We start from the raw sequence: 25320 nt of genomic DNA, 5'->3' as shown, positions 1-25320 counted from the left end.
TGCAAAGCCGTCCCCTCGGGGCGGCTTTTTTCGTTTTCAGAACCTGCCCAAAGAAAAAGGCCGCGCAAATTGCGCAGCCTTTTTTCCCATCAGGTCTGTTGAAAGACTGATTACATGTAGAGCACATCGCGGAAGACGTAACGCACGATGTCTTCGCGCTTGAGCCCTTTGGCTGCGAGCGTCTCATCCGAAAGCGCCTGAAGGCGTTCGACTTCGCGGATGCGAATGTTGGCTTCAGCAACCTGAACGAACCCTTCGCTCAGTCCATTGAGAAGGCGGGTGAAAAAGCCGGGCTTTTCGTCGTGATATGTCTGTGTCAGTGCCATGATATGCCTCTGTTTTGCTTAAATTGTGTTCACTCCAATCTAAGTCGTTGAAAACGTGTTGAGTACCGACGCTTTGGAATACCCGCCACGCCTCAAACGCATAACGCCGCAGTGCAGCATTGGCAGAAATCAGGAGTCCAAAAATTTTACCAGTTGATAAAATTTTAAACCCGTGAGAGCGTTTGAGCCAGGATCAATCAGACACGCGGAGTGTGAAGATGGACGCCAGAGCTTTGAAAGAAGGGATTGTTTCAGGACGGATGGACCCAGATGCGCTAAGCGCCGGGTTCGCCGATCTGCATGCGCCTTTGGGCGATCACGAGGCTCTGGTGGCGGCAGACAGATGCTATTTCTGCCACGATGCGCCGTGCATTACCGCCTGCCCGACGGCCATCGACATCCCGTTGTTCATTCGCCAGATCGCAACAGGCACGCCCGAAGCGGCGGCGAAAACGATCCTGACGCAGAACATCATGGGTGGCATGTGCGCCCGCGTGTGCCCAACCGAAACCCTGTGCGAGGAGGCGTGCGTGCGCGAAGCCGCCGAAGGCGAGCCGGTCCAGATCGGTCGACTTCAGCGCTATGCGACGGACACGCTGATGGCGCACGGGATGCATCCTTTCTCCCGGGCGGCCTCGACAGGCAAACAGATTGCCGTTGCCGGGGCCGGTCCGGCAGGGTTGGCCTGTGCGCATCGCCTCGCCATGCATGGGCATGATGTGGTGGTTTATGACGCGCGGCCAAAGGCTGGGGGTCTGAACGAATACGGGATTGCCGCCTACAAAAGTACCGATGATTTCGCCGCGCGCGAAGTGGACTGGCTTTTGCAGATTGGTGGGATCGAGATTCGCACAGGACAAGCGCTTGGTCGTGATGTGACCCTGGCAGGTCTGCAAAGCGCCTACGATGCGGTGTTCCTTGGCATGGGCCTTGGCGGTGTGAATGGGCTGGTGGCGCCGGGCGCGGATAAGGACGGCGTTCTGGATGCGGTGGATTTCATTGCAGACCTGCGGCAGGCCAACGATCTGACCAGCCTGCCTGTGGGGCGCGATGTGGTTGTTATCGGTGGCGGAATGACCGCTGTTGATGCGGCTGTGCAGTCCAAGCTTTTGGGCGCGCTTAACGTCACTATCGTCTATCGCCGGGGCCGCGACAGGATGAATGCCAGCGTTTGGGAGCAGGATCTGGCCGCAGCCAAAGGCGTGCGGATCATCCCCAATGCATCACCCGTCGCCGTGCATGGAAATGGGTCTGTGCGCGAGATCGAGTTCGAGTTCACTGACGACGATTTGACGCCAACGGGCCAAACCTTTCGTCTTGCCGCCGATCAGGTGTTCAAAGCGATTGGTCAAACACTTGCAGGTGACGGTTTGCCAGCGCTGGACGGGCGCAAGATTGCGGTCACGGGTGCGGGGCGGACATCTGTCGACGGGGTCTGGGCTGGGGGCGATTGCGCCGCTGGGGGAGATGACCTGACCGTGACGGCAGTGGCCGAAGGACGCGATGCGGCCGAAGATATTCATGCAAGCCTGATGGGAGGCTCCAATGGCTGATCTGACAACAGACTTCGTGGGCATCAAAAGCCCGAACCCGTTCTGGCTGGCCTCGGCCCCGCCGACGGACAAGGAATATAACGTCCGCCGCGCCTTTGAAGCGGGGTGGGGCGGTGTGGTCTGGAAGACGTTGGGCGAGGCGGGACCGCCCGTTGTCAACGTCAATGGCCCCCGCTACGGCGCGATTTGGGGCGCGGATCGGCGGCTGTTGGGCCTGAACAACATCGAGCTGATCACCGACCGACCGTTGGAGGTGAACCTGCGCGAGATCAAAGCGGTCAAGCGTGATTACCCGGACCGCGCGATGGTCGTGTCGCTGATGGTGCCCTGCGAAGAGGACGCCTGGAAGGGAATCCTGCCCTTGGTGGAAGAGACTGGGGCCGATGGGGTTGAGCTTAACTTCGGCTGTCCGCATGGGATGTCGGAACGCGGCATGGGCAGCGCAGTTGGCCAAGTGCCCGAATACATCGAGATGGTGACGCGCTGGGTCAAACAAAACACGCGTATGCCCTGCATCGTCAAGCTGACGCCGAATATCACCGATATTCGCAAGCCAGCAATGGCAGCGCATGCTGGTGGGGCTGATGCGGTGAGCCTGATCAACACGATCAATTCGATCACCTCGGTCGATCTGGACCTGTTCGCGCCGGAACCCACGATTGACGGCAAAGGCGCGCATGGCGGCTATTGTGGCCCTGCGGTCAAGCCGATCGCGCTCAACATGGTGGCGGAAATTGCACGCTCGCCCGAGATGCGTGGCCTGCCAATTTCTGGCATTGGCGGGGTCACCACATGGAAGGACGCGGCCGAATTCATGGCGCTGGGTGCGGGCAATGTGCAGGTCTGCACGGCGGCGATGACCTATGGGTTCAAGATCGTGCAAGAGATGATCTCGGGTCTGTCGCAATACATGGACGAAAAGGGCATGACGGCGACGTCTGACCTTGTGGGGCGTGCGGTGCCGAATATCAGCGATTGGAAGAATCTGAACCTGAATTATGTGACCAAGGCGCGTATTGACCAAGACCTTTGTATTTCGTGTGGGCGGTGTTTCGCGGCCTGTGAAGACACGTCACATCAGGCGATTGCGATGTCCGAGGACCGTGTGTTCACCGTAAAGGATGACGAATGCGTGGCCTGCAATCTCTGCGTGAATGTGTGCCCGGTTGAGGCCTGCATCACGATGGAGCAATTGCCTGTGGGCGCATTGGACGAACGGACGGGTCTTTCCGTTGCGGCAGAGCATGGGGATTGGACAACCCATCCGAACAACCCCGCGGTGCGGACAGCGGCAGAGTGAGCCGCGCGTGGTTTCTGCATTCGCTTAACAGAATTTTATGGAGAGCCTGAGAAACTTCGTACGAAGTTTCTCGGACCCGGCCATAAAATTCTGGGACTCCGTGCGCGTGTTTGCGGCAAGATGAACACGCCCGAATATCGGGGCGCGTTTTTTTGCTGTAAGTTGGAGCGGATCTATCCCAGTCGGGTGATTGGCTGGGAGTGACAAACGATCAAGTAATCTGTCCCAACATCATAAAGCTGAAATCCGCGCGCCTGTATTTCGGCGCGCAGCAAGTCCAGACCAACCTCGCGGTGGATCGCGCCTTTCTTACGGCGGACAACGCCCTTGCGGCGCACCGCATCCGCGCTGAACAACTGATCTCTCCACGCCGGATTATAGGCTGTGGGCGACTCGAATGGATGGTGCATCAACATGGCGTTATTCTGCACGGACTTGTTTAAGGCATCGTAAATTGCTTACGGCGTGAGCACCTTACGAAACATTGCCTCGACAAACGTATCCGCGCCGCGGGCGCGTTTGTCGTCGCCGGGCAACAGCACTGCGATCTGGGCTTCGAAATCCGCATAATGCTGTGTCACTGCCCAGATCGAAAAGATCAGATGGGCGGGGTGCATCTGTGCCAGTTTGCCCTCGGTCATCCAGCGATTGATGATGCCGCATTGCCGGTCGAACAGCGGTTTAAGCGTACTTTGCAGATGTGGCAGCATCCGGGGTGCGCCTTGCACGATTTCGTTCGCAAACAGCCGCGATTCACGCGGATAAAGGCGGCTCATCTCCATCTTGCGGCGGATATATCCCAGAATTTCCTCCAACGGGTCACCGTCCGGGTCCATCGCATCAAGCGGGTTGAGCCATTCTTCCATCAGCGTGTTGAGAAGGTCGATATGGATCGCTTCCTTGCTTTCGTAATAGTAAATGAGGTTGGGCTTGTGCATGCCGCAGGCTTCGGCAATCTGATCGAGCGTGGTGCCGCGGAACCCATGCGTGGCGAACAGGCCAAGGGCCGCGTCGCGGATGCGCTGACGGTTTTCGGTCTGGATGCGGCTGGGCTTTCGGGCGGCATTGGTCATGGGCTATTTTTCTCCTGCTGTATTTGCAGGCACGACCCAGAACTAAGGCCGGCGCAGGCAAACTCATTCCAGATGATACCTTGACAGCTTGGGGGTGCGTTGCAATCGTAACTTTACCAAATGGTAAAAAACCTGCGGATGTCATGCAGGATAAACCAGAGGCGAGGGAAATTGGAATGGCGGCACCCGGCGAAAACCTGCGGATCAATGGCGACCGGCTGTGGGACAGCCTTATGGAGATGGCAAAGATCGGGCCGGGCATCGCGGGGGGCAACAACCGCCAGACGCTGACCGACGAAGACGCGCAAGGCCGTGCGCTGTTCCAGACATGGTGCGAAGATGCAGGTTGTACCATGGGTGTCGATGAGATCGGCAATATGTTCGCGCGGCGCGAGGGGACTGACCCGGACGCGCTTCCGATCTATGTCGGATCGCATCTCGATACGCAGCCGACGGGTGGCAAATACGACGGGGTTCTGGGCGTGCTGGGCGGGCTCGAGGTGATCCGGTCGCTGAATGACCTTGGCATCAAGACAAAGCACCCCATCGTTGTGACCAACTGGACCAATGAAGAAGGCACCCGCTTTGCGCCTGCCATGCTGGCCTCTGGTGTGTTTGCGGGAAAACACACGCTGGATTGGGCGTTTGACCGTAAAGATGCGCAGGGCAAGACCTTCGGAGACGAGCTTGAGCGGATTGGCTGGAAGGGCACTGAAAAGGTCGGGGACCGCAAGATGCACGCGTTCTTTGAGCTGCATATCGAACAGGGTCCGATCCTGGAGGCCGAGGGCAAGGACATTGGCGTTGTGACCCATGGTCAAGGCCTGCGCTGGATCGAGTGCACCGTCACCGGTAAGGAAAGCCACACCGGATCGACACCCATGTCGATGCGCAAGAATGCGGGTCGCGGTTTGGCGCTGATCACGGAACTGGTGCACGAGATTGCAATGAAGAACCAACCAAACGCGGTGGGGGCCATCGGGCATATCGACGTCTATCCGAATTCGCGCAACATCATTCCGGGCAAGGTGGTGTTTACCGTCGATATGCGCACGCATCTTCTGGATAAGCTCAACGCGATGGTGGCCGAGTTCATGGAACGCGCGCCTGCGCTCTGCGAGAGCATTGGCGTTTCCTTCGAGAGTCATATCGTCGGTCAGTTTGATCCACCGGCGTTTGATGAAGGGTGCGTTGGGGCGATCCGGGATGCGGCGGAACGGTTGGGCTATTCTCACATGGATATCGTGTCGGGTGCGGGGCATGATGCCTGCTGGATCAATGATGTGGCGCCCACGGCGATGGTGATGTGCCCCTGTGTTGATGGGCTGTCGCACAACGAGGCGGAAGAGATTTCCAAGGAATGGGCGACGGCGGGGGCGGATGTTTTGTTCCATGCGGTCGTTGAGACGGCGGAAATCGTGCGGTGATCGGGGGCTCTGCCCCTGGCCTCCGGCCACCCCCGGGATATTTTTAAACCAGAGAAGATCAGGACGACGGAGCGAGATATGACCACAGTCATCAAGAACGGAACGGTTGTCACTGCGGATCTGACCTACGAGGCGGATGTCGCCATTGAAAACGGTGTGATCATTGCGATTGGGCCGAACCTGAAAGGCGACAAGGAACTGGACGCGACGGGTTGCTACGTGATGCCCGGTGGGATCGACCCGCATGTCCATCTCGAGATGCCGTTTATGGGGACATACTCGGCCGATGATTTTGAATCTGGCACGCGTGCGGCGCTGGCCGGGGGCACCACGATGGTGGTGGACTTCTGTCTGCCAAATCAGGGTGAGGGCCTGCGCGACGCGCTGAAGCGGTGGGATAACAAATCGACCCGCGCGAATTGTGATTATTCGTTCCACATGGCGGTGACATGGTGGGGTGAGCAGGTCTTTAATGACATGAAGTCGGTCATTGCGGATCGCGGGATCACTACGTTCAAACACTTCCTCGCCTATAAAGGCGCGTTGATGGTGAATGATGACGAGCTGTTCGCGTCGTTCAACCGTCTGGCCGAACTGGGTGGCATTGCGATGGTCCATGCCGAGAACGGGGATGTGGTGGCCGAGATGACAGCGAAGCTGCTGGCGCAAGGCAATACCGGCCCCGAGGGGCACGCCTATTCGCGGCCCTCGCAGGTTGAGGGTGAGGCGACGAACCGCGCGATCATGATTGCCGACATGGCGGGTGTGCCGCTTTATGTCGTGCACACCTCTTGCGAAGAGGCGCATGAGGCGATCCGGCGCGCGCGGATGCAGGGCAAGCGCGTCTGGGGCGAGCCGTTGATCCAGCACCTGACGCTGGACGAAAGCGAGTATTTCCATGACGACTGGGATCATGCAGCGCGACGCGTGATGTCACCACCGTTCCGCAACAAGAAACATCAGGACAGCCTTTGGGCCGGTCTGATGTCGGGGTCTTTGTCGGTCGTGGCCACGGATCATTGCGCCTTTACGACCGAACAGAAACGCTTTGGTGTCGGCGACTTTTCCAAGATCCCGAATGGCACCGGGGGTCTTGAGGACCGCTTGCCTATGCTTTGGACGCAAGGGGTTGAGACGGGCCGCCTGACGCCGAACGAGTTTGTTGCCGTCACCTCGACCAATATTGCGAAGATTTTGAACTGCTACCCCAAAAAGGGCGCGGTTTTGGTGGGTGCAGATGCCGATCTGGTGGTGCTTGACCCAAAGAAAGAGAAAACCATTCAGGCCAGCACGCAGCAATCTTCCATTGATTACAATGTGTTCGAGGGCCATCATGTCAAAGGCTTGCCGCGCTTTACGCTGACGCGGGGACAGGTCGCGGTTTATGATGGTGAAATCCGTACTCAGGAAGGCCACGGCAAGTTTGTTGCCCGCGAACCGAACGGGACGGTAAACAAGGCGCTGTCGACATGGAAAGACCTGACCGCGCCATCACCCGTTCGGCGAACCGGCATTCCTGCGACGGGGGTTTGATGCAGGTTCTGTCAGAGGCTTCGGTTGCGGATCAAAGTCACATGAACACGGTTGTGTCCGCGAAAGCGCTCGACCTCACATTCGATACGAATGACGGGCCGGTGCATGCCCTGTCCGGTGTCGATCTGGAGATAGGAAAGGGCGAGTTCGTCAGCTTTATCGGGCCGTCGGGCTGTGGCAAGACGACGTTTCTGCGGTGTATCGCGGCGTTGGAAACGCCGACGGGTGGGACGTTGACCGTCAATGGCATGACCGCGGATGAGGCGCGGCGGGCGCGGGCTTATGGCTATGTGTTCCAAGCGGCAGGGCTTTATCCTTGGCGCACGATTGAGAAGAACATCGCCTTGCCGCTAGAGATCATGGGGTATTCCAAGGCCGACCAAGAGGCGCGGATTGCGCGGGTTCTGGATCTCGTGGAGTTGTCGAGTTTCGGCAAGAAATATCCTTGGCAATTGTCTGGCGGGATGCAGCAGCGGGCGTCGATTGCACGGGCGCTGGCGTTTGACGCGGATATCTTGCTGATGGACGAGCCGTTTGGCGCGCTTGACGAGATTGTCCGCGATCACCTGAACGAGCAGTTGCTGGACCTGTGGTCACGCACCGAAAAGACCATCGCGTTTGTGACCCATTCGATCCCAGAGGCGGTGTATCTGTCGACCAAGATTGTCGTGATGAGCCCACGGCCGGGGCGGATCACGGACATCATCGAAAGCCCGCTGCCCAAGGACCGGCCTCTCAATATTCGGGACACGCCAGAGTTTCTGGCGATTGCGCATCGCGTGCGCGAAGGGCTTCGGGCGGGGCATGCCTATGACGATTGACGCGCCATGAAGACCCTTCTGCCCATCCTGACCGTTCTCGCGGCCATTGTCGCGCTTTGGTATCTGGCTGTAGCCCCGATGAATATGCGGGTTGCGTTGGATGTTGCAGACCGGGCGGGGGCAGAGGTTGTCCCTCCCGAAGCGCGCGCGCGGTTTGAGCAACCGCTGTGGCGGCTGATGGTCGACAATCCCGCATATATTTCCGGCGGATATGCGCTTGACCGGCCGCGGTTGCCAACGCCGGGGCAGGTTGGACAAGAGCTTTGGAAGACCACCGGGGATATGGTGCTCAAGGGGCGACCGATGTCGAAACGGTCGCTGATCTATCATGGCTGGATCACCTTGCAATCAACGCTTTGGGGCTTTGCGCTGGGCACGGTTCTGGGCATGGCCGGGGCAATCGCCATTGTCTACAGCCGCGTTGTGAACATGAGCCTGATGCCGTGGGCGATTATCAGCCAGACTGTGCCTATCGTTGCGCTGGCCCCGATGATCATCGTGTTGTCGAGCCAGGTCGGCATCGAAGGGCGCACGGTGCCCAAGGCGATCATCTCGGCCTATCTGTGTTATTTCCCGGTTCTTGTCGGCATGGTCAAAGGGCTGCGATCACCGGGCGCGGCGCAGCTTGATTTGTTGCGGACTTATTCGGCCTCCGGATTTCAGGCGTTTTTGAAACTGCGCCTGCCCGCGTCGGTGCCCTACCTGTTCACGTCGCTCAAGATCGGCATTGCTGCGGCGTTGGTGGGGACCATCGTAGGTGAGCTACCGACCGGGGCGATTTCTGGTCTTGGGGCGCGCATCCTGATTGGGGACCAGTTCGGCACGCCCCTTGCCATTTGGGCGGCCCTGTTCGCCGCTGCGATCCTTGCGGGGGCATTGGTGACGCTTTTGGACCTCACTCAGCGGATCACCCTGCGGCGGATGGGGATGCAGGCATGAGCTGGCTGATCTTTGCGCTTATGTTTTGGATTGGGGCTTGGGCGTTGAACACCTATCTGGCCAATTCGGGCTGGCGCGGGTCGCTGGTGGTGCGGGTGTTTGTTCCGATGCTGTTCGGTGTGACCCTGATTGTGCTGTGGGAAGGCATCGTGCGCGGGCTTGGTGTGTCGCCAGTGATCCTGCCCGCGCCTTCGACCGTGGCCCAGACCTTTGCCGCGTCGACGGATATTTTGTGGGAAGATTTCAAGCAGACGGTTGTGAAAGGTGCGTTGTCGGGGTTCATAATCGGCGTGCTTGCAGCTTTTGGCACAGCGGTCCTAATCGACCGCTCCGCATTTTTGACACGGGGGCTGCTGCCCATCGGGAACTTCGTGGCTGCTCTGCCGATTGTCGGGATCGCGCCCATTCTGGTAAGCTGGTTTGGCTTTGACTGGCATTCCAAAGCGGCGGTTGTGGTGGTGATGGTGTTCTTTCCCATCCTCGTGAACACGGTGCAGGGATTGCGAGAAACCGATGTGATGCAGCGCGACCTGATGCGCACCTACGCTGCAAGTTATTTCGACACTTTGCTTAAGCTGCGCCTGCCGGCTGCACTTCCTTTCGTGTTCAACGGCCTGAAAATTGCGACGACGCTTGCATTGATTGGGGCAATTGTTGCTGAATACTTTGGATCGCCCACACGGGGGATGGGATTTCGAATCTCGACCGGGGTTGGCAGCCTGTCGATTGATCTGGTCTGGGCTGAAATCGCGGTCGCCGCGATGGCCGGAACAGCGTTCTACGGGACTGTTGCCTGGGTCGAAAAGCGGGTGACGTTTTGGCACCCGTCACACCGCGGACATTAAAAAATACAACAAGGAGGTTACAACATGAAATCGAAGGTCCTTGGCGCATTTGCCGCCTTTGGTCTTGCCGCGCCGGCTTGGGCGGCGGACGACGTGACATTGCAGTTGAAATGGGTCACGCAATCCCAGTTTGCCGGATACTATGTGGCGCTGGAAAACGGCTATTACGAAGAGGCCGATCTGAACGTCACCATCAAACCGGGTGGTCCCGACATCGCACCAACGCAGGTGATTGCGGGTGGCGGTGCGGATGTGACCGTCGAGTGGATGCCTGCCGCCTTGGCCGCGCGTGAAAAAGGCCTTCCGTTGGTGAACATTGCGCAGCCGTTCAAAAGCTCTGGCATGATGCTGACCTGTTGGAAGGATGCCGGGATCGAGACGCCCGAGGATCTTAAGAATCGCACTTTGGGCGTTTGGTTCTTTGGCAATGAATTCCCGTTCATGTCCTGGATGAGCTCAATGGGTGTGTCGACCGACGGCAAGAGCGAGAACGGCGTTGAAGTTCTCAAGCAGGGATTCAACGTAGATCCGCTGTTGCAGCGTCAGGCCGATTGCATTTCGACCATGACGTATAACGAATATTGGCAGGTGATTGATGCGGGTGTCAGCCCAGATGACCTTGTGACATTCAAATACGAGGATCAGGGCGTGGCGACGCTCGAAGACGGGCTTTACGTGCTGGAAGAGCGTCTTGAGGATCCGGCCTTTGTCGACAAGATGCAGCGCTTTGTTGCGGCGTCGATGCAGGGTTGGAAATGGGCCGAGGAAAACCCCGAAGATGCCGCGATGATCGTCCTTGAATATGACGAGACTGGCGCGCAGACCGAAACGCATCAAAAGCGTATGATGGGCGAAGTGGCCAAGTTGACCGCAGGGTCGAATGGCGCGCTTGATCCGGCGGATTTCCAACGCACGGTGCAAACGCTTTTGGCGGGCGGGTCTGATCCGGTCATCACCGCTGATCCGGGCGATGCCGCGTGGACCCATGTGATTTCTGACGTTTTGAACTAAGGTTTGGTGACGTCTTTGAACGTGGAAAGGGCCGCGTGCGGCCCTTTCTTTTCGTCTGCTCTCAGCGGCGAAGCGTGTCGCCGTAGCTGATTTTTGGGGTAAGCTCGACCACCTTGGGCAAGTCGATATCTGGGGTATTTACCCTTTGCGAGATGATCTCGGCGGCCTTGCGCCCGATTTCTGTCCGGCAGGCATCCATCGTTGCCAATTGCCGCGGTAATCCTTCCAGAAGCTCCACCCCGTTGAAACCGGCAAGCCCGATTTGGTTAGGAATGTCGATGCCCTTTTCCAGCAGAGATAGAAGACCACCCGCCGCGATCATGTCATTTGAATAGTATAGAAAATCGAGGTCAGGATCTCGTCTGAGCATCGCCTCGGTCATCTCGCGCCCTTTCGCCAGAGCCGATCCACCAGAGTAGAATTGCTGATCTGCGATCTCGATCCCGCCTTTGGCGAGCGCTGAGGTGAACCCTTCAAAGCGTTTGCGCGCCCGGTGATCCAGCGGCATCTTGGTTCCGAGAAATCCGATACGTTCATACCCGGCCTTCAAAATGGCCTGTGCCATTTTCCGGCCTGCCCGACGATGTGAAATCCCGACCACCGAATCGATTGGCGTGCCATCGACATCCATGATCTCAACGACCGGGATACCGCTTGCTTTGAGCATCGCGCGTGATGCGTCGGTGTGCTCAAGCCCCGCTATGATCACGCCTGACGGACGCCAGGACAGCATCTCGTAAAGAACGCGTTCTTCTTTTTCCGGCAGGTAATCTGTCACGCCCACGACCGGCTGGAGTTCGGTCTCTTCCAAAACTGCGCTGATCCCTGACATGACTTCGGGGAACACCATATTGCGAAGGCTTGGGATGATGACAGCAACCAGGTTGACCCGTTGACTGGCCAGTGCGCCCGCGATCTTGTTCGGCACATAGCCGAGCGATTTGGCAGCAGACAGAACCCGCTCGCGTGTCACGGCCGATACATCGCCGCGGTTGCGTAAAACCCGGCTGACCGTCATTTCCGAGACGCCCGAAGCCTCAGAAACATCACGGAGCGTGAGGGGGCGTGTATCGTCACTGGCCAAGAGCGTCATCCTATTTTGTTGCCCCGATGTTACCGCAATCTTTCACACACCAGCAAGCGATTGCGTTCCTTGCGAAAAAAACACTGAAGAAGATGACAAGACGGGTCAGTATCAGTATGCCTGTCGCGCGTGGCCCCGTGGCTCAACTGGATAGAGCAGCCCCCTCCTAAGGGGCAGGTTGCAGGTTCGAATCCTGCCGGGGTCACCATGTTTCCATCACAGATCACTCCAGTGGGATGTCAGCATTGCGTCCGGCCAGTTCAACGCTGATCTCGTAAGCTTTTGCTGGGGTCATTCCGGCCATGATCCGTGCTGCGTTGTCGGCGGGCATGCGGGCAAGGAATCCTGCTGCAAAGGTTGCATTCATTTGTTCGAACAACGCGGCTGCCTGTTTCGGTTTCATGGTGGCGTAAACACTGGTGAGCTGGGAAATATCGTCTTCGGCTGCGGCTGAGGCGAGCGATATCGTATCGCGTAGGCTTTGTTCGGCGTGTTCCAGCTTGATCAATTCGGCCTGGATCGCAGCCTCGGCCGCGGCTATTGTTGTTTCACGCTCCTCCATTTTGGCTTCAAGTTCGATCAGGCGCGCTTCTCGTTGTTTGATCGCGTCTAGTGCTGCGCCCATGTTCTGCGGGCGTGATAGGTCTGTTGTCTTTGCTTCTAGGCGCTCTTCCAATGGGCCAATCGGCGTCGTTTCGCTTGCAATCACCTGGCCTGCTTCGGTCACCAAACGCACCCCCGCTGACAGCAACAAAAATGCACCGATGATCGCAAGTGTACCTTTCTGCCGCCGTCTGGGCCTTGGCCTTTTTGTGGTTTGGGTCAGTGTCATCTTTGCTCTCCGGCATGGCGCGAAAAGATTGGGCCGGTGGGAGCTGGCGGTCGATTTGGCTGGCCCTGTGTCGGTGGCAGGTCGTGCATGGACGCAACCATCAATTCCAACCGCTTGGCTGAATCTTCTGCGCGGCGCGTCAAATCTTCTAGGCTGTCGCTGGAATGAGTCGCGGTCTTCTGAGCGTTTTCCAGGGCTGTTTGAAGGTCTGTGACTTGCGCTGACAAGACGGCGACAGCCGCGCCAACCCCGTTTTCAAGATCATTGAACCGCGTCAAACGGCGCGACAAGACAAAGCAATAAAGCCCGGCCCCCAGCGCGCCGGCCACAAGAAGGATATCAGCAACCAATTCCATTTTTTGTCCTCAATTCAGGATAAATTCTGTCACAAGGAGGCTGTTCGCCTTGCCCAAGCCAACGATCATGACGACTCGACGAAACAAATGCAGGCGGATTTTGAACAGCGCCCCTGGCCCCTCGATATCTTCGGCTGTAAGGGCGCGAAGATATCCATTCATGGCATCCTGAATCCGCGGCAAAAGATGCTCAACATCGCTTTGGTGTTGCCTGGGGACTTCGATTTGGCCGGTAAACCGAAGGTGGTCATTCTTTGCCCCGGGCGGCAAAGTCACGATCAATGTGGGGATTTCGACAAACACCACATCTGCGCGGCCTTCAGAAACTCCCGTCGTTTCAGATGCCTGCTTCTCATGTATATTTTTGGTCCCGCCCAAGGGAAACATCCCGCTGGAGACGCCAAAATACCCAAGTCCTGCACCTGCCAGACAAAGAACCACTGAAAGGATCAGTGCGCTCTTTGATAATTTGACAGGCGCGTTGCCCGTTTCGTTTCCTGTTGCTCCAGCCGTTGCCATGACGCATCCAATTTCGAGTTCATGGACCGTTTTACCCGTGAGGCACTAACCGATTGTTAACACGAACCGACGATAACAGCCGTCATCAGCGAAACAGAATGTTTTGGATTCGGAGGATATCGGTGCAGCAAATTTTGCCAGTGTGGCGACGTCTGAGCAACGCGCGCAAAGCGGTCGTGCTTGGATCTACAATTGTGATTTTTCTGGCGGTTCTGGGCATGTCACGCCTCGTGACACAACCGCGGATGACCCTTTTGTATTCAGGGCTTGATGCCGCCGCTGCCGGCGAGGTGGTGCAAGCGCTTCAGCAAAAGGGGGTTGCGTTCGAAGTGCGCGGAACGTCCGTCTTCGTGTCCGACGCAGCGCGGGATCAATTGCGCCTAACGCTTGCCAGCGAAGGCCTGCCTGCGTCGTCGGGGCAGGGGTATGAACTTCTTGATTCACTTTCGGGCTTTGGGACCACGTCGCAAATGTTCGATGCCGCTTACTTACGCGCAAAGGAAGGCGAGCTTGCGCGCACCATCGTGTCTTCGCCGGATGTCATGATGGCCCGGGTGCATATAGCCACCGGAAGCGACAATCCGTTTCGGCGCGATCTTGCGCCGAGCGCGTCTGTGCACGTGACAGCCCGATCCGGTGTCATTGACAGGGCGCAGGTCCAGGCAATTCGCCATCTTGTGGCCTCTGCGGTTGCAGGGCTTGATCCGTCAGGGGTGGCTTTGATCGATTCGCAGGCTGGTCTGGTGTCTGACGATGGCACCATGGTTGGTGCGTCGCATGATCAGGACCGCACGGATATGTTGCGTGACCGTGTGCTGCGGCTGGTCGAAGCGCGGGTTGGTCGTGGGAACGCAGTCGTCGAAGTGAGCATCGATACCGTTACGGACAGCGAATCCATTACTGAACGGCGCTTTGACCCAGACAGCCGTTTCATCATTAGCTCTGATAGCGAAGAACGTTCTGATCAATCAGAGAATGCGGGTTCCGGCGCGGTGACCGTTGCGTCAAATCTGCCAGATGGCGATGCCAACGCCAGCGAAAGCGAAACGCGCCAAAGCTCTGAAACGCGGGAACGGCTGAATTATGAAGTGTCCCAAACCACGCGCGAGATCATCAAGGCACCGGGCGCGATCAAGCGGTTGACCGTGGCGGTCATGGTCAATGGCACTGTCCAAACTGATGCGCAGGGTGCGCAAAGCTTTGTTCCAGTGTCGGACGAAGAACTGACTGCGATGCGTGATCTTGTGGCATCGGCGGTTGGTTACAACGAAGTCAGGGGTGATGTCATTACCTTGAAATCCCTGTCTTTTGAGCCGCTTGAGACACTGGGTTCGATTCCGTCAGAGCAAGGTTGGTTTATAGGCCAGCTTGACCCAATGAGCTTGATTCAGATCGCTGTTCTCGCACTTGTGGCCCTTGTCTTGGGCATGTTCGTGGTGCGGCCGCTTTTGCTGCCATCGCGTCAGCCGGTTGGGCTTTTGGCACCAGCCAATACACAATCGAGACCCAACATAGCGTCTGACTTGCCGGTTTTGAGCGGCACGATCGAGCCGGATGGATCAGTGGGTGGGCTTCCTGCACTGGCAGAGCCTCGGGGACAGCAAGAGATTTCTTCCTCTGAAGACGCAGTGGCGCGCTTGAAAACCCTGATTGAAGAGCGTCGCAGCGAAACCGTGGAAGTCTTGCGAAGCTGGCTTGACGAGCCAAGACCAGAGGATGCGCGATGATATCGATTTCGACTTATCTCGAAGATTTCGGGGTCGCCACGTCTGCCACACCCAATCTTACCATAACAGATGAAGCACTTGAAACAGAACGTCTTGAATCCTTTGACAAGGGATATCGGGCGGGCTGGGACGATGCGATCAAGGCCAAATCCGAAGAAGGTGCCCATTTTGCTGACGCGGTGGCACAGAACCTGTTGGATTTGTCCTTTACCTACCACGAGGTGCACGCGCAGGTGTTGTCCAACTTGACCCCCCTGTTCACCGAAATTCTGCAAAAGATGCTTCCTGCGCTGGCGCGAGACACGCTCGGGGCCCATATCGCGGATCAGTTGTCGCAAATTGCACGGGACATTGGCACGGTTCAAATCGCAATAGCCGTGGCCCCTGGGGCAGGGGCGCATGTTACCCAGCTCGTGAATTCTGCGTCTCACAGCCTGCCGGTCACAGTGACGGAATCGTCGTCGATAGGTGAAGGCCAGGCGGAACTGCGGCTGGGTGCAAAGGAACTCTCAATCGATTTGATCGATGTGACTTCTCAGATAACGGATGCGGTCCACGCGGTTTTGTATGGGCAAGTCGAGGTGCGGGCACATGGATAAATCAGTTCAAGGTTTGGAGGCTCCCAAATCCGATGCCGCGTTCACCTGCGTACCGATCGAAATCACTGTATCCGTTGGCCGCGCGCGCCCTCTGGTCCGGGAACTACTCCAGCTGGAAGAAGGGTCAGTCTTGGTGTTGGACAAACGCGTGGAGGATCTGGTTGACCTTTATGTTGGCGACCGATTGATCGGGACGGGCGTTCTGGAAATATCGGAAGGCGGCGAGCAGCACGGGCAGCTTTGCGTGCGGCTGGTTGATGTGAACGATTTCGGAAATTCAGGCGGCTGACGGGTGGTCCGGCTTTGTTTCATCACACTTGGACTGGGCTTAATCCTGTCCGGTGCGGCCTCGGCGCAAAGCCTGTCGCTTGATTTTGGCGATGGCGGATCGGTGACGGCGACCACGGTTCAGTTGATCGCACTGATCACGATTCTGAGTGTCGCACCGGGTATTGTGATCACGGTCACCTGTTTTCCGTTCATGATCACGGTCCTGTCCATCTTGAGACAAGCTATAGGGTTGCAGCAATCGCCTCCGAATATGCTTATCGTCAGCATTGCCCTGTTTCTTACGTTTTTTGTAATGGAACCAGTTTTGATCGATGCGTGGGAACAGGGGATTCAACCGCTTTTGAACGAAGAAATCGATACGCAAACAGGCTTTGAACGCGGCTTTGAACCGTTTCGCATTTTCATGGCGGCACAAGTTAATCCTGACACGTTTGCCACCATGGCGCGGATCAGATCAGATTTGGATTTGACCGAAGTCACATCTGAAACCCCCTTGTCTGTCTTGATCTCGAGCTTTCTTTTGTCAGAACTGGCGCGGGCGTTTCAGGTTGGGTTTCTTATTTTCCTGCCATTTCTCATCATCGACCTCGTGGTTGCGGCCGTATTGATGTCGATGGGGATGATGATGGTGCCTCCAGCGATTGTGTCGCTGCCGTTTAAGCTCGCGTTTTTTGTTGTGGCCGATGGTTGGGCGCTGGTCGCGGAAAGCATCGTTCGGTCGTATCAATAGCGTTAGCGGCAGAACGCTCCGCCTCGATGCCGCGCAGTGTCAAAGTGAAAGTGGTCCTTGTGGAATCGGTTGGACTCGGGGCCAAGAACAGTTCCGAAGATGCCACAGGCACGTTTATGCATCTTGCGCAGGATCGGCCCAGTATCCCTTCGATCCCATCCTTGCAGCAATGTGATCTCTGATCCGTCGCGCAGTCGAAAACCTGAGATGTCGATGGCCCGACCTTTGCCATGCTCGCTGATCCGCGCGCCGGGTTGATTGTTGCGGGTGCGACAGGCGTAATGCGCTGCGACCTTGATCTGGCTGACGCCGCCACCAGTGGTGCCAATGGCGGGGTTCATCCCCTTGTCCACCCAGGACTTGAGTGCTTTGGCCGTTGGGCAATCCATAACGGCGTGTTGGCTCAGGCTGATGCCAGACACCGACCGCACCCGCACCCCGTTCTGAATGCCGCACGCTGACAACCGCCCGGGGACAAAACCGACAACGTCTCCCTGAATCGCGCTGTCTCCACAAATGGCCCCTTTGGCCTGTTCGCGGCGCTGCGCCATCGCTTTGCGTACCATCGTGTCAGGACGCAACGCGGGACGGATCGACAAGCCGGTGGCCTGTGGGGATAGGGCCGCAAACGCGCGTGCCACCGCTGAGGTGTTTTGAACAGGTGCTGCCTGCACAGAGATTGGACCCTCGGGTTCGATCTCTTGGATCAGTTGGCGGGCAAGCGCCGCTGCATTCAAGGTAGGGCGCGCGGTTGGACGTATATCGGACAGCGCCAGTGCTGCGTCTTGCGTTTCGCCCCGGGCAACCGGCTTGAGCGATGTGTCGGGCGCTGCAATCACCGCCCCCGTCATCCCCATCATCAAAACAAACAAACCACTCGTTAACCGCATACCATTGTCCTAGCCCGAGCGCCCGAAATTCGGTGCCGCCGTGTCTTGGCCCGCTTCGATGATGCCGCGCCGAATGGCACGGGTGCGGGTGAAATACTCGTGCAGGAAATCACCATCCCCTTGCCGGATGGCCCGTTGAAGCGCGAACAGCTCTTCGGTAAAGCGCCCCAGAATTTCCAGCGTTGCGTCCTTGTTCGACAAAAACACATCACGCCACATGGTGGGATCAGAGGCGGCAATGCGGGTGAAATCCCGGAAACCCGCGGCAGAATACTTTATGACTTCGCTGTCGGTCACGCGGCGCAGATCGTCGGCGACACCGACCATCGTGTAGGCGATCAGGTGGGGACAATGGGATGTCACCGCAAGGACAAGATCGTGATGGTCCGGCTCCATCACATCAACATTTGCTCCAAGCCCGCGCCAGAACTTCTCAAGCGCCTCGATCGCAGCGGGATCGCTGTTTTCGGGTGGGACAATCAAACACCACCGATTGTCGAACAAGGTGGCAAACCCTGATTCTGGCCCGGAGTGTTCTGTCCCTGCCAAGGGGTGCGCTGGCACAAAATGCACCCCCTCGGGAATGTGCGGTATCACGTCGGTGATGACTTGGCCCTTGACCGAGCCCACATCGGTGACCGTTGCCCCTGGCTTGAGATAGGGCGCAATATCTGCCGCGATCTGGCCCATGACCCCAACGGGGACGGCAAGAACGACCAGGTCTGCGTTTTTCACAGCCTCGGCAAGCGTGTCGCACACCGTATCGCATAGCCCAATGCGGCGCGCGGTTTCGCGGGTTTCGGCGCTGCGGGCAAAGCCTGTGACATGGCTCGCAAGATCGCCGCGTTTCATCGACCAGAACATGGACGATGCGATAAGGCCCAGACCGACAAGGGCCACGCGGTTGTAGATCTGGGTCATCGCGCGCCTGCCTTGAACTGGCCAACGGCATGGGCCACGCGGCGGCAGCTTGCTTCGTCACCGACGGTGATGCGTAAGGCATGGGGCAGGTTGTAGGACCCGACCTGCCGGACGATCAGCCCTTCTTTTTGCAAATATAGATTGCAGGCCTCGGCCTCGGCCTCATCCGTGAAACGGGCAAGAATGAAGTTCGCCATCGAGGTGTCCGAAGGCACACCGTGTTCGGCAAGCGCCTCGGCGAGCCACGCGCGCAGTCGGGTGTTCTCAAGGCGGCATTTCTCGACATAAGCGGTGTCACGCACTGCGACTTCGGCGGCCGCCAGCGCAGTGCCCGATAGGTTGAACGGTCCCCGAACGCGGTTGAGCACGTCGATGATCTCTTGTGGGCCGTAGCCCCAACCAATGCGCAACCCGCCCAGACCGTAGATTTTTGAAAACGTACGCGTCATCACAACATTGTCGCGCGCGCGCACCAAAGCGGCCCCGCCATCATAACCATCGACGAATTCGGCATAGGCCCCGTCCAGCACCAGCAAGGCTTGTGGCGGCAGGTTCTCTGCCAGCCGTTCGATCTCTGCCAGACCGATCATCGTGCCGGTTGGGTTGTTCGGGTTGGCGATAAAGACCAAACGAGTCCGGTCGGTGCAGGCTGAGAGGATCGCATCAACATCGGTGACACGCTCATGTTCTGGCACCTCGACCGGGGTGGCCCCGGCGGCCAGCGCACAAATCTTGTAGAGTGCGAATCCATGTTCGGTGTGAATCACCTCATCCCCCGGCCCGGCATAGGCTTGGCACAGGAAGGTGATGATTTCATCGGACCCAACACCACAGATGACCTGATCGGCGTTCAGGCCGTAGATTTCGGCAATGGCGCGGCGCAGCGCGGCATGGTCGGTGGACGGATAGCGATGCAGCTCAAGAACAGATCGGCGCACGGCTTCTTGTGCAGCCGGGCTTGGCCCGAACGGATTTTCGTTCGAGCTGAGTTTCACCACGTTCGAGACACCCTCGACATGGGACTTGCCACCAACATACAGTGCAATATCCATGATTCCGGGTTGTGGGGTGATCTTGGTCATCTGAACCTCCGCTATGGCAAACGGTTTAGCGGGGCTGCAGGATAAGGGAAAGCGACAAACCATCCCACCACACGAGCTGTTCAGTTGTGTGTCTGATCAAGTATCTGTGACAGAAACGGCGCATAAAGATCGGGCGGTCCCTGGTAGTCCGCGCTGCGGGGTAGGGTCAGCATGTGCACATCAGGATTTTGCAAGGCCTCCGGCGTGGCATCCGCCACGAGCGTGAGAAAGGTGAACGTCGTATCGGGCCCGAACAATTGACGCCCCAGCGACGTGATCTTTGCATAACGGGGTGCGGTCAGTTGGAAGTCATCCCACGGTGTCACGTTGCGCACCGTGCCGGGCAGGTTGGGTTGGACATTTGACCAGACCAGATGCGTTCGGCCTTCATAGTCGGGGGCCAGAAAGGGCGCGGCCTGATGAGCCAACTTACTGACAAGACTGTCCTTTTGGGCCGGGTCGTCAAACGCTTTGGCGATATCCTGCTCGTGGAAAAAGCAGATACCGGGCAAATGCCTGTGAAACAGCAACACCCCATAGTCGACGACATATTCGGATGTATCTTCCAGAAGCGCCTGCAAGTGACCATCGACAGCATGCTGCAACAGCGTCTCTGTGCCGATCAGGGAAACGATGTTCCAGTCAAACAGCGATTTGACAAAGTGATGCACAGTGTCGGGGTGCAGGGCTTGAAAGACATCAAACTGAAACCGGTTGATGCAGCTGCACCCGATGGTCAGAATGCGTGTCGGATATGTGTCCATGCGACGCGGATCACTCAGGTGTCGTAGGTCGGATGAAACCGTCCGGCGGGCGATGGCGTGAACACCTCGCACCCGTCAGAGGTGATGCCGATGGAGTGTTCAAACTGTGCTGACAGGGATTTGTCACGCGTGACGGCCGTCCAGTCATCGGCCAGAACCTTGGTTTCGGGGCGCCCCAGATTAACCATCGGCTCAATGGTAAAGAACATGCCTTCCTCAAGCCGGGGACCGGTGCCCGCGCGCCCGTAATGCAACACATTGGGTGGCGCATGAAACACGCGGCCAAGGCCATGTCCGCAGAAATCGCGCACCACCGCCATGCGGTTTGCCTCGACATAGGTCTGGATGGCGTGGCCGATATCGCCAAACGTGTTACCGGGCTTGGCCGCGTCGATGCCTTTGAACAGGGCGTCATGGGTCACTTGGATCAGCCGTTCAGCCTTGCGGCTAAGCTTGCCAGCCACATACATCCGGCTTGTGTCGCCGAACCAGCCATCGACAATCACCGTCACGTCGATATTCAGGATGTCGCCATCCTTGAGCTTTTTGTCGCCGGGAATGCCATGGCAGACAACATGGTTCACGCTGATGCAGCTTGCGTGTTGATAGCCTTTGTACCCAATGGTCGCCGACGTCGCGCCCGCCTCTTCGACGCGGTTGCGGATATAGTCGTCAAGTACGGTCGTGGTCTGGCCCACGAACACATGCTCCGCCACCTCGTCCAGAATCCGGGCCGCCAATTCACCTGCCGCGCGCATACCCGCAAAGTCAGCCGCATCGTGGATGCGGATGCCTTCTCGTGTCATGCGACCATCATGGTTAGTGTTCACGCGCGAACTCCAATACCTGTTTGTTTGAGTTTTAGCCCCCCGAGCACCGTTTTGCCAGTGGCGCGACGTTACGGCTCAGCCGGGGGCTCCATCGGGATCGGTTTGCCCAAAAGCACAGCATCGGGCGTGATGTTGCAATCCATGACAAAGGTTTCAACGCCGACCTGTGATGCCGCTGCCCAGGCTTTGGCGTATGCCGGGTCAATATCAGCGGCGAGCGTCATGCGGCGACAATCCGTGCGCTGCACAAGATAAAACATGATGGCGCGGTGGCCTTGTTGGACCATGGCAGTCAATTCGTTCAAGTGCTTGGTGCCGCGCGCCGTGACGCTGTCAGGAAATTCGGCCAGACCGTGCTGACGCGATAGGGTGACGGATTTCACCTCAATATAAATGTCAGGGTGCCCGTCGCGGGTTAGGAAAAAATCGATCCTGCTTTTCTCGCCATAAGGCACTTCGGCGCGCAGACTGTCGAAATCGGTCAGGCCCGGCACCTCGCGGGCCTCAAGCGCGGCGCGCAGCATGCGGTTTGGCACGGCTGTATCGACTCCGGTGAAGTGCCCGTTTTCGTGCTCTACCAGCCGCCAGCCATATTTCAGCTTTTTCTTCGGATCATCATTGGGCTCCAGCCAAACGCGCATGCCTGGCGCGGCCAGACCCATCATCGACCCCGGGTTGGCGCAATGCGCCGTGATCTCTTGCCCATCCGCCAAGGTGACGTCTGCCAGAAAGCGTTTGTACCGCCGGATCAGGACGCCCGGCACAAGAGGGGTTTGAAAGCGCATGACCCCCGCCTATACCTGAGAAAAACCGGTGATCAAGGAGGCAGCGCATGCCCAACCCAACTGCGGCCATGCTGGTGATCGGCGACGAGATTCTCTCGGGCCGGACCCGCGATGCGAACATGCACCATCTGGCGCAGGAATTGACCAAGGTGGGCATCGACCTGTGCGAGGTGCGCATCGTGAGCGATCACCGCGAGGCGATTGTTGCGGCGTTGAACGCCTTGCGCGCGGCCTATCACACGGTGGTCACCTCTGGTGGGATTGGGCCAACCCATGACGACATCACCGCAGATTGTGTGGCCGCGGCCTTTGGGGTGCCTATCGACGTGCGTGCAGATGCCGCCGCGCTCTTGCAGGCGCATTATGACAGCCGTGGAATGGATTTCAACGATGCCCGCAAACGTATGGCGCGTATTCCTGATGGCGCGACGCTGATCGAAAACCCGGTGTCGATTGCGCCGGGGTTCACCATCGGCAATGTGCATGTGATGGCAGGTGTGCCGTCGGTGTTTCAGGCCATGGTGGCGACCGTGATCCCGACCTTGACCGGCGGTGCGCCGATCTTGTCGCAAACGCTTCGGGTGGACCGGGGCGAAGGCGACATTGCCGGACCTTTGGGTCAGATCGCCACTGATTTCCCGGACCTGTCCATCGGGTCATATCCGTTTCAGCAAAACGGCGCATACGGATCGAACATCGTAGTGCGCGGCAGTGATGGCGCGCGGGTAGATCACGCGATGGCCCGGCTGGTCGAGATATTTCCCGCATGATTCCAACGGTCCAGATGCTCTATGCTGTGACCGAGGCAACATGGCCGCCGGCAGACCGCACCCCTGCGGGGCCGTGGATGCTGCGCAACGGCGCGCGGGGCGGCAAGCGCGTCAGTGCTGCCACCGCCCAAGGCGACTGGACCGACGATGATCTTGCCGCCGCCGAAACTGCGATGCGCATGCTGGGGCAAGACGCTCTTTTCATGATCCGGGAAGGCGAAGACGCGCTGGACAGCGCGCTTGAAGCTCGCGGATACGAGATCATTGATCCGGTCAACCTTTGGGCCTGTCCCGTAGATCAACTGACCGACAGGCCGGTTCCCCGCGTCACCGCCTTTGCCATCTGGGAACCGCTTGCCATCATGCTGGATATCTGGGCTGACGGGGGCATTGGCCCCGACCGGATCGCCGTGATGGACCGGGCCGAAGTGCCAAAGACCGGGCTGCTTGGCCGAATCAGCGACAAACCCGCAGGCACCGCCTTTTGCGCCATCTCGGACGGTATCGCGATGGTACACGCGCTTGAAATCACGTCGGCCCATCGCCGCAAGGGCATGGGCGTCTGGCTCATGCGGCAGGCGGCACATTGGGCCAAAGCTCATGGCGCGGACTGGATGAGCGTTCTGTGCACACAGGCCAATGGCGCCGCCAACGGGCTCTATGCTTCCCTCGGCATGCAGGTTGTGGGACAGTACCACTACCGCATCTTGCCCAACACAAGCGACAGCGAATGACCAAAGACACCCTTCCCACGGCGCTCAACCTTCCGATGGTTGACCCGTTGCCCCCCGAAACACAGAAATATTTTGACGTCTGTCAGGACAAGCTGGGCATGATCCCGAATGTCCTTCAGGCCTATGCCTTCGACATCGAAAAGCTCAACGCATTTACGGCAATGTATAACGATCTGATGCTGGCGGGCAGTGGCCTGAGCAAGCTGGAGCGCGAGATGATCGCGGTGGTCGTCAGCTCGATCAACAAGTGCTTTTATTGCCTGACCGCTCATGGTGCTGCGGTCCGCGCCTTGTCTGGTGACCCGAAATTGGGCGAAATGCTTGTGATGAACTGGCGTGTTGCAGACCTGCCGCATCGGCACCGCGCCATGCTGTCCTTTGCGGACAAAGTCACCAAGACCAGTGCCGAGGTGACCGAGTTTGACCGTGAGGCCTTGCGGGATGCCGGGTTCAGCGACCGTGATATTTGGGACATCGTGAATGTCACCGGTTTTTTCAACATGACCAACCGCGTGGCAAGCGCCACGGATATGCGGCCCAATGACGAGTATCACGCGCAGGCGCGCTAAGCTTTTTGGCGTCATCCTTGGCGCAGGTCTCTGCGCCGCTGTCCCCGGTCTGGCGCTTGACCTGGCGCTGCCCATTGGCGCGCGTGAAACCGTGTCACGGGTGACGCAAGCCGGCAGCTATGATCTGCCCATCGGGGTCTGGACCGAGGAAACCGGTTTGCCCGTGGCCAGTCTTGAGGGCGAAGTGCGCCGCAAGGCCTGGCGCATTTCCGGTGCCGGGATCACCACGGGGCAGGTTGTCGGTCCGGTGCGCGATGAGCTTGTCGCCGATCAGTTCGGGATCATCTTCGAATGCAACGCCCGAAGCTGTGGCGGGTTTGACTTCCGCTTTGGTACCGAGGTGCTGCGCGCGCCGAACATGTATGTCGATCTGTCCGACTACCGGTTCTTGTCCGCGAAATCCGCCGATGCCACACAGGCGCTAAGCCTTCTGGTCAGCCGCGATGGCGATACCGTCTTTGTCCAACTGATCGAAGTGGGCCCGCCCGGACGGCCTGCCGTATCGGTGTCCAACGCGGCAAGTTATGCTATCCTTGAACAGGTCGGCGATGTGGTGGCCGAACTGGAACGGGTCGGGCATGTGGTGCTGGCCGATCTGGATTTCGCCAGCGGCTCTGCTTCTTTGGGCGATGGGGCCGTGCCGTCCCTGGATGCCGTTGTTGCCTATCTGACCGCAAATCCCAGCCGCCAGATCACCTTTGTGGGACATACCGACGCCACGGGATCGCTTGCGGCCAATATCGCTTTGTCCCGCCGCCGGGCCGAGGCCGCGCAATCCTATGTCACGGCGCGCGGTGTTCCTGCGGCGCAGGTTTCTGCCGACGGGGTTGGGTTCCTGTCACCGCGCGCGCCGAACCTGACCGCAGCAGGGCGCGAGGCCAACCGCCGTGTCGAAGCCGTGCTTATTTCTGTTGAATGAGTGTATCGGATCGGGCTGCGCCCGATCCGACCGGGGGGGGGGGGGGGGGGGGGGGGGGGCGGGGGGGGGGGGCGGGCCCGCGGGAGAGGA

At 58.4% G+C, this 25320-nt stretch carries 29 protein-coding genes and 1 tRNA gene; 17 read left to right on the top strand and 13 right to left on the bottom strand.

Features of this window, described 5'->3' with window-relative positions; genetic code table 11:
• Positions 1 to 110 precede the first annotated feature (110 nt).
• The gene (locus tag ACSHXH_RS04850) at positions 111 to 326 is read right to left on the bottom strand and encodes a DUF1127 domain-containing protein (protein WP_435670644.1); all 216 of its coding nucleotides are present in this window, start codon (positions 324 to 326) and stop codon (positions 111 to 113) included.
• Between the two features lie 218 nt (positions 327 to 544).
• On the opposite strand from ACSHXH_RS04850, the gene ACSHXH_RS04845 reads away from it, so the two are divergent.
• Together ACSHXH_RS04845 and preA are read left to right on the top strand one after the other, a co-directional pair.
• On the top strand, positions 545 to 1879 hold the full coding sequence (locus ACSHXH_RS04845) for an NAD(P)-dependent oxidoreductase (RefSeq protein WP_435670643.1): 1335 nt from the start codon (positions 545 to 547) through the stop codon (positions 1877 to 1879).
• Positions 1872 to 3179, top strand: coding sequence for an NAD-dependent dihydropyrimidine dehydrogenase subunit PreA (gene preA, locus ACSHXH_RS04840; protein WP_435670642.1), 1308 nt, complete (start codon positions 1872 to 1874; stop codon positions 3177 to 3179). Before ACSHXH_RS04845 ends, preA begins: the two co-directional genes overlap by 8 nt.
• 173 nt (positions 3180 to 3352) lie before the next feature.
• On the opposite strand, the gene ACSHXH_RS04835 is transcribed toward preA, so the two are convergent.
• Together ACSHXH_RS04835 and ACSHXH_RS04830 are read right to left on the bottom strand one after the other, a co-directional pair.
• Positions 3353 to 3595 (bottom strand): hypothetical protein, encoded by a 243-nt coding sequence (locus tag ACSHXH_RS04835; protein WP_435670641.1) that lies wholly within the window; start codon positions 3593 to 3595, stop codon positions 3353 to 3355.
• A gap of 42 nt (positions 3596 to 3637) precedes the next feature.
• Positions 3638 to 4252 (bottom strand): TetR family transcriptional regulator C-terminal domain-containing protein, encoded by a 615-nt coding sequence (locus ACSHXH_RS04830; RefSeq protein ID WP_435670640.1) that lies wholly within the window; start codon positions 4250 to 4252, stop codon positions 3638 to 3640.
• Positions 4253 to 4428: 176 nt separating this feature from the next.
• On the opposite strand from ACSHXH_RS04830, the gene ACSHXH_RS04825 reads away from it, so the two are divergent.
• The 6 genes from ACSHXH_RS04825 to ACSHXH_RS04800 all read left to right on the top strand — a co-directional run bounded on the left by ACSHXH_RS04825 (position 4429) and on the right by ACSHXH_RS04800 (position 10828).
• Positions 4429 to 5679 carry a Zn-dependent hydrolase gene (locus ACSHXH_RS04825; RefSeq protein ID WP_435670998.1) on the top strand — a complete coding sequence of 417 codons (1251 nt, stop codon included), beginning with the start codon at positions 4429 to 4431 and terminating at the stop codon, positions 5677 to 5679.
• A gap of 78 nt (positions 5680 to 5757) precedes the next feature.
• Positions 5758 to 7212, top strand: coding sequence for a dihydropyrimidinase (hydA, locus tag ACSHXH_RS04820; RefSeq protein ID WP_435670639.1), 1455 nt, complete (start codon positions 5758 to 5760; stop codon positions 7210 to 7212).
• 41 nt (positions 7213 to 7253) lie between these two features.
• A complete protein-coding gene (locus ACSHXH_RS04815) occupies positions 7254 to 8033 on the top strand; it encodes an ABC transporter ATP-binding protein (RefSeq protein WP_435670997.1) in 780 nt (259 codons plus the stop codon).
• A gap of 6 nt (positions 8034 to 8039) precedes the next feature.
• Positions 8040 to 8972, top strand: a complete 933-nt coding sequence (locus ACSHXH_RS04810) for an ABC transporter permease (protein ID WP_435670638.1) — start codon at positions 8040 to 8042, stop codon at positions 8970 to 8972.
• Entirely contained in the window at positions 8969 to 9817 is an 849-nt protein-coding gene (locus tag ACSHXH_RS04805) for an ABC transporter permease (protein ID WP_435670637.1), read from the top strand. Before ACSHXH_RS04810 ends, ACSHXH_RS04805 begins: the two co-directional genes overlap by 4 nt.
• A 24-nt stretch (positions 9818 to 9841) precedes the next feature.
• On the top strand, positions 9842 to 10828 hold the full coding sequence (locus ACSHXH_RS04800) for an ABC transporter substrate-binding protein (protein ID WP_435670636.1): 987 nt from the start codon (positions 9842 to 9844) through the stop codon (positions 10826 to 10828).
• Between the two features lie 61 nt (positions 10829 to 10889).
• Here the strand turns inward: ACSHXH_RS04800 and ACSHXH_RS04795 are convergent, their stop codons facing one another.
• Positions 10890 to 11921, bottom strand: coding sequence for a LacI family DNA-binding transcriptional regulator (locus tag ACSHXH_RS04795; protein WP_435670635.1), 1032 nt, complete (start codon positions 11919 to 11921; stop codon positions 10890 to 10892).
• Positions 11922 to 12043: 122 nt separating this feature from the next.
• Here ACSHXH_RS04795 and ACSHXH_RS04790 point away from each other — a divergent pair.
• Positions 12044 to 12120 (top strand) — tRNA-Arg (locus ACSHXH_RS04790).
• A gap of 15 nt (positions 12121 to 12135) precedes the next feature.
• Here ACSHXH_RS04790 and ACSHXH_RS04785 read toward each other — a convergent pair.
• The 3 genes from ACSHXH_RS04785 to ACSHXH_RS04775 are packed head-to-tail and all read right to left on the bottom strand — an operon-like array spanning position 12136 to position 13619.
• The gene (locus ACSHXH_RS04785) at positions 12136 to 12744 is read right to left on the bottom strand and encodes a MotE family protein (RefSeq protein WP_435670634.1); all 609 of its coding nucleotides are present in this window, start codon (positions 12742 to 12744) and stop codon (positions 12136 to 12138) included.
• Complete coding sequence (locus ACSHXH_RS04780) at positions 12741 to 13100, bottom strand: hypothetical protein (protein WP_435670633.1); 360 nt, start codon at positions 13098 to 13100, stop codon at positions 12741 to 12743. The genes ACSHXH_RS04785 and ACSHXH_RS04780 overlap by 4 nt, the downstream gene beginning before the upstream one ends.
• Before the next feature lie 9 nt (positions 13101 to 13109).
• Complete coding sequence (locus ACSHXH_RS04775; protein ID WP_435670632.1) at positions 13110 to 13619, bottom strand: flagellar basal body-associated FliL family protein; 510 nt, start codon at positions 13617 to 13619, stop codon at positions 13110 to 13112.
• Positions 13620 to 13717: 98 nt separating this feature from the next.
• On the opposite strand from ACSHXH_RS04775, the gene fliF reads away from it, so the two are divergent.
• From fliF to fliP, 4 genes are read left to right on the top strand one after another with little or no spacing between them, the layout of a single operon-like run.
• Complete coding sequence (fliF, locus tag ACSHXH_RS04770; protein ID WP_435670631.1) at positions 13718 to 15346, top strand: flagellar basal-body MS-ring/collar protein FliF; 1629 nt, start codon at positions 13718 to 13720, stop codon at positions 15344 to 15346.
• Positions 15343 to 15945, top strand: coding sequence for an ABC transporter ATP-binding protein (locus tag ACSHXH_RS04765; protein ID WP_435670630.1), 603 nt, complete (start codon positions 15343 to 15345; stop codon positions 15943 to 15945). The genes fliF and ACSHXH_RS04765 overlap by 4 nt, the downstream gene beginning before the upstream one ends.
• Positions 15938 to 16234: a FliM/FliN family flagellar motor switch protein gene (locus tag ACSHXH_RS04760; RefSeq protein ID WP_435670629.1), complete on the top strand. Its 297-nt coding sequence runs from the start codon at positions 15938 to 15940 to the stop codon at positions 16232 to 16234. The genes ACSHXH_RS04765 and ACSHXH_RS04760 overlap by 8 nt, the downstream gene beginning before the upstream one ends.
• 3 nt (positions 16235 to 16237) lie before the next feature.
• The gene (fliP, locus tag ACSHXH_RS04755) at positions 16238 to 16966 is read left to right on the top strand and encodes a flagellar type III secretion system pore protein FliP (protein ID WP_435670628.1); all 729 of its coding nucleotides are present in this window, start codon (positions 16238 to 16240) and stop codon (positions 16964 to 16966) included.
• A gap of 2 nt (positions 16967 to 16968) precedes the next feature.
• Here fliP and ACSHXH_RS04750 read toward each other — a convergent pair whose 3' ends face one another.
• The 6 genes from ACSHXH_RS04750 to sfsA all read right to left on the bottom strand — a co-directional run bounded on the left by ACSHXH_RS04750 (position 16969) and on the right by sfsA (position 22238).
• A complete protein-coding gene (locus ACSHXH_RS04750; protein WP_435670627.1) occupies positions 16969 to 17856 on the bottom strand; it encodes an extensin-like domain-containing protein in 888 nt (295 codons plus the stop codon).
• Between the two features lie 9 nt (positions 17857 to 17865).
• On the bottom strand, positions 17866 to 18777 hold the full coding sequence (locus ACSHXH_RS04745) for a prephenate/arogenate dehydrogenase family protein (protein ID WP_435670626.1): 912 nt from the start codon (positions 18775 to 18777) through the stop codon (positions 17866 to 17868).
• Positions 18774 to 19859, bottom strand: a complete 1086-nt coding sequence (gene hisC / locus ACSHXH_RS04740; protein WP_435670625.1) for a histidinol-phosphate transaminase — start codon at positions 19857 to 19859, stop codon at positions 18774 to 18776. The genes ACSHXH_RS04745 and hisC overlap by 4 nt, the downstream gene beginning before the upstream one ends.
• 80 nt (positions 19860 to 19939) lie before the next feature.
• Positions 19940 to 20623, bottom strand: a complete 684-nt coding sequence (locus ACSHXH_RS04735) for a hypothetical protein (RefSeq protein WP_435670624.1) — start codon at positions 20621 to 20623, stop codon at positions 19940 to 19942.
• Positions 20624 to 20637: 14 nt separating this feature from the next.
• Positions 20638 to 21429, bottom strand: a complete 792-nt coding sequence (gene map, locus ACSHXH_RS04730) for a type I methionyl aminopeptidase (protein WP_435670623.1) — start codon at positions 21427 to 21429, stop codon at positions 20638 to 20640.
• A gap of 92 nt (positions 21430 to 21521) precedes the next feature.
• Complete coding sequence (gene sfsA / locus ACSHXH_RS04725) at positions 21522 to 22238, bottom strand: DNA/RNA nuclease SfsA (RefSeq protein WP_435670622.1); 717 nt, start codon at positions 22236 to 22238, stop codon at positions 21522 to 21524.
• 47 nt (positions 22239 to 22285) lie between these two features.
• Between sfsA and ACSHXH_RS04720 the strand changes: the two genes are divergently transcribed.
• The 4 genes from ACSHXH_RS04720 to ACSHXH_RS04705 are packed head-to-tail and all read left to right on the top strand — an operon-like array spanning position 22286 to position 25230.
• Positions 22286 to 23008 (top strand): competence/damage-inducible protein A, encoded by a 723-nt coding sequence (locus ACSHXH_RS04720; RefSeq protein WP_435670621.1) that lies wholly within the window; start codon positions 22286 to 22288, stop codon positions 23006 to 23008.
• Positions 23005 to 23742: a GNAT family N-acetyltransferase gene (locus ACSHXH_RS04715; RefSeq protein WP_435670620.1), complete on the top strand. Its 738-nt coding sequence runs from the start codon at positions 23005 to 23007 to the stop codon at positions 23740 to 23742. Before ACSHXH_RS04720 ends, ACSHXH_RS04715 begins: the two co-directional genes overlap by 4 nt.
• On the top strand, positions 23739 to 24311 hold the full coding sequence (locus ACSHXH_RS04710) for a peroxidase-related enzyme (protein WP_435670619.1): 573 nt from the start codon (positions 23739 to 23741) through the stop codon (positions 24309 to 24311). Before ACSHXH_RS04715 ends, ACSHXH_RS04710 begins: the two co-directional genes overlap by 4 nt.
• Positions 24283 to 25230 (top strand): OmpA family protein, encoded by a 948-nt coding sequence (locus ACSHXH_RS04705; RefSeq protein WP_435670618.1) that lies wholly within the window; start codon positions 24283 to 24285, stop codon positions 25228 to 25230. The genes ACSHXH_RS04710 and ACSHXH_RS04705 overlap by 29 nt, the downstream gene beginning before the upstream one ends.
• The last annotated feature ends 90 nt before the right edge of the window (positions 25231 to 25320 follow it).

Source organism: Marivita sp. (assembly GCF_051251565.1).
In the GTDB taxonomy this organism is placed as follows: Bacteria; Pseudomonadota; Alphaproteobacteria; order Rhodobacterales; family Rhodobacteraceae; genus Marivita.
The sequence above is the reverse complement of the archived record's forward strand: the minus strand, read 5'-3'. Positions and strand labels throughout refer to the sequence as shown.

Coding starts and splice junctions, on each gene's coding strand:
- ACSHXH_RS04825 (WP_435670998.1), top strand. CDS start 4,429: ATGGCGGCACCCGGCGAAAACCTGCGGATCAATGGCGACCGGCTGTGG.
- ACSHXH_RS04780 (WP_435670633.1), bottom strand. CDS start 13,100: ATGGAATTGGTTGCTGATATCCTTCTTGTGGCCGGCGCGCTGGGGGCC.
- hisC (WP_435670625.1), bottom strand. CDS start 19,859: ATGACCAAGATCACCCCACAACCCGGAATCATGGATATTGCACTGTAT.
- ACSHXH_RS04795 (WP_435670635.1), bottom strand. CDS start 11,921: ATGACGCTCTTGGCCAGTGACGATACACGCCCCCTCACGCTCCGTGAT.
- ACSHXH_RS04805 (WP_435670637.1), top strand. CDS start 8,969: ATGAGCTGGCTGATCTTTGCGCTTATGTTTTGGATTGGGGCTTGGGCG.
- ACSHXH_RS04750 (WP_435670627.1), bottom strand. CDS start 17,856: ATGCGGTTAACGAGTGGTTTGTTTGTTTTGATGATGGGGATGACGGGG.
- sfsA (WP_435670622.1), bottom strand. CDS start 22,238: ATGCGCTTTCAAACCCCTCTTGTGCCGGGCGTCCTGATCCGGCGGTAC.
- ACSHXH_RS04775 (WP_435670632.1), bottom strand. CDS start 13,619: ATGGCAACGGCTGGAGCAACAGGAAACGAAACGGGCAACGCGCCTGTC.
- ACSHXH_RS04720 (WP_435670621.1), top strand. CDS start 22,286: ATGCCCAACCCAACTGCGGCCATGCTGGTGATCGGCGACGAGATTCTC.
- ACSHXH_RS04785 (WP_435670634.1), bottom strand. CDS start 12,744: ATGACACTGACCCAAACCACAAAAAGGCCAAGGCCCAGACGGCGGCAG.
- map (WP_435670623.1), bottom strand. CDS start 21,429: ATGACACGAGAAGGCATCCGCATCCACGATGCGGCTGACTTTGCGGGT.
- ACSHXH_RS04850 (WP_435670644.1), bottom strand. CDS start 326: ATGGCACTGACACAGACATATCACGACGAAAAGCCCGGCTTTTTCACC.
- ACSHXH_RS04810 (WP_435670638.1), top strand. CDS start 8,040: ATGAAGACCCTTCTGCCCATCCTGACCGTTCTCGCGGCCATTGTCGCG.
- ACSHXH_RS04815 (WP_435670997.1), top strand. CDS start 7,254: ATGAACACGGTTGTGTCCGCGAAAGCGCTCGACCTCACATTCGATACG.
- ACSHXH_RS04705 (WP_435670618.1), top strand. CDS start 24,283: ATGACGAGTATCACGCGCAGGCGCGCTAAGCTTTTTGGCGTCATCCTT.
- ACSHXH_RS04760 (WP_435670629.1), top strand. CDS start 15,938: ATGGATAAATCAGTTCAAGGTTTGGAGGCTCCCAAATCCGATGCCGCG.
- fliF (WP_435670631.1), top strand. CDS start 13,718: ATGTTTTGGATTCGGAGGATATCGGTGCAGCAAATTTTGCCAGTGTGG.
- preA (WP_435670642.1), top strand. CDS start 1,872: ATGGCTGATCTGACAACAGACTTCGTGGGCATCAAAAGCCCGAACCCG.
- ACSHXH_RS04765 (WP_435670630.1), top strand. CDS start 15,343: ATGATATCGATTTCGACTTATCTCGAAGATTTCGGGGTCGCCACGTCT.
- ACSHXH_RS04835 (WP_435670641.1), bottom strand. CDS start 3,595: ATGTTGATGCACCATCCATTCGAGTCGCCCACAGCCTATAATCCGGCG.
- ACSHXH_RS04715 (WP_435670620.1), top strand. CDS start 23,005: ATGATTCCAACGGTCCAGATGCTCTATGCTGTGACCGAGGCAACATGG.
- ACSHXH_RS04710 (WP_435670619.1), top strand. CDS start 23,739: ATGACCAAAGACACCCTTCCCACGGCGCTCAACCTTCCGATGGTTGAC.
- ACSHXH_RS04830 (WP_435670640.1), bottom strand. CDS start 4,252: ATGACCAATGCCGCCCGAAAGCCCAGCCGCATCCAGACCGAAAACCGT.
- ACSHXH_RS04735 (WP_435670624.1), bottom strand. CDS start 20,623: ATGGACACATATCCGACACGCATTCTGACCATCGGGTGCAGCTGCATC.
- ACSHXH_RS04800 (WP_435670636.1), top strand. CDS start 9,842: ATGAAATCGAAGGTCCTTGGCGCATTTGCCGCCTTTGGTCTTGCCGCG.
- ACSHXH_RS04745 (WP_435670626.1), bottom strand. CDS start 18,777: ATGACCCAGATCTACAACCGCGTGGCCCTTGTCGGTCTGGGCCTTATC.
- hydA (WP_435670639.1), top strand. CDS start 5,758: ATGACCACAGTCATCAAGAACGGAACGGTTGTCACTGCGGATCTGACC.
- ACSHXH_RS04845 (WP_435670643.1), top strand. CDS start 545: ATGGACGCCAGAGCTTTGAAAGAAGGGATTGTTTCAGGACGGATGGAC.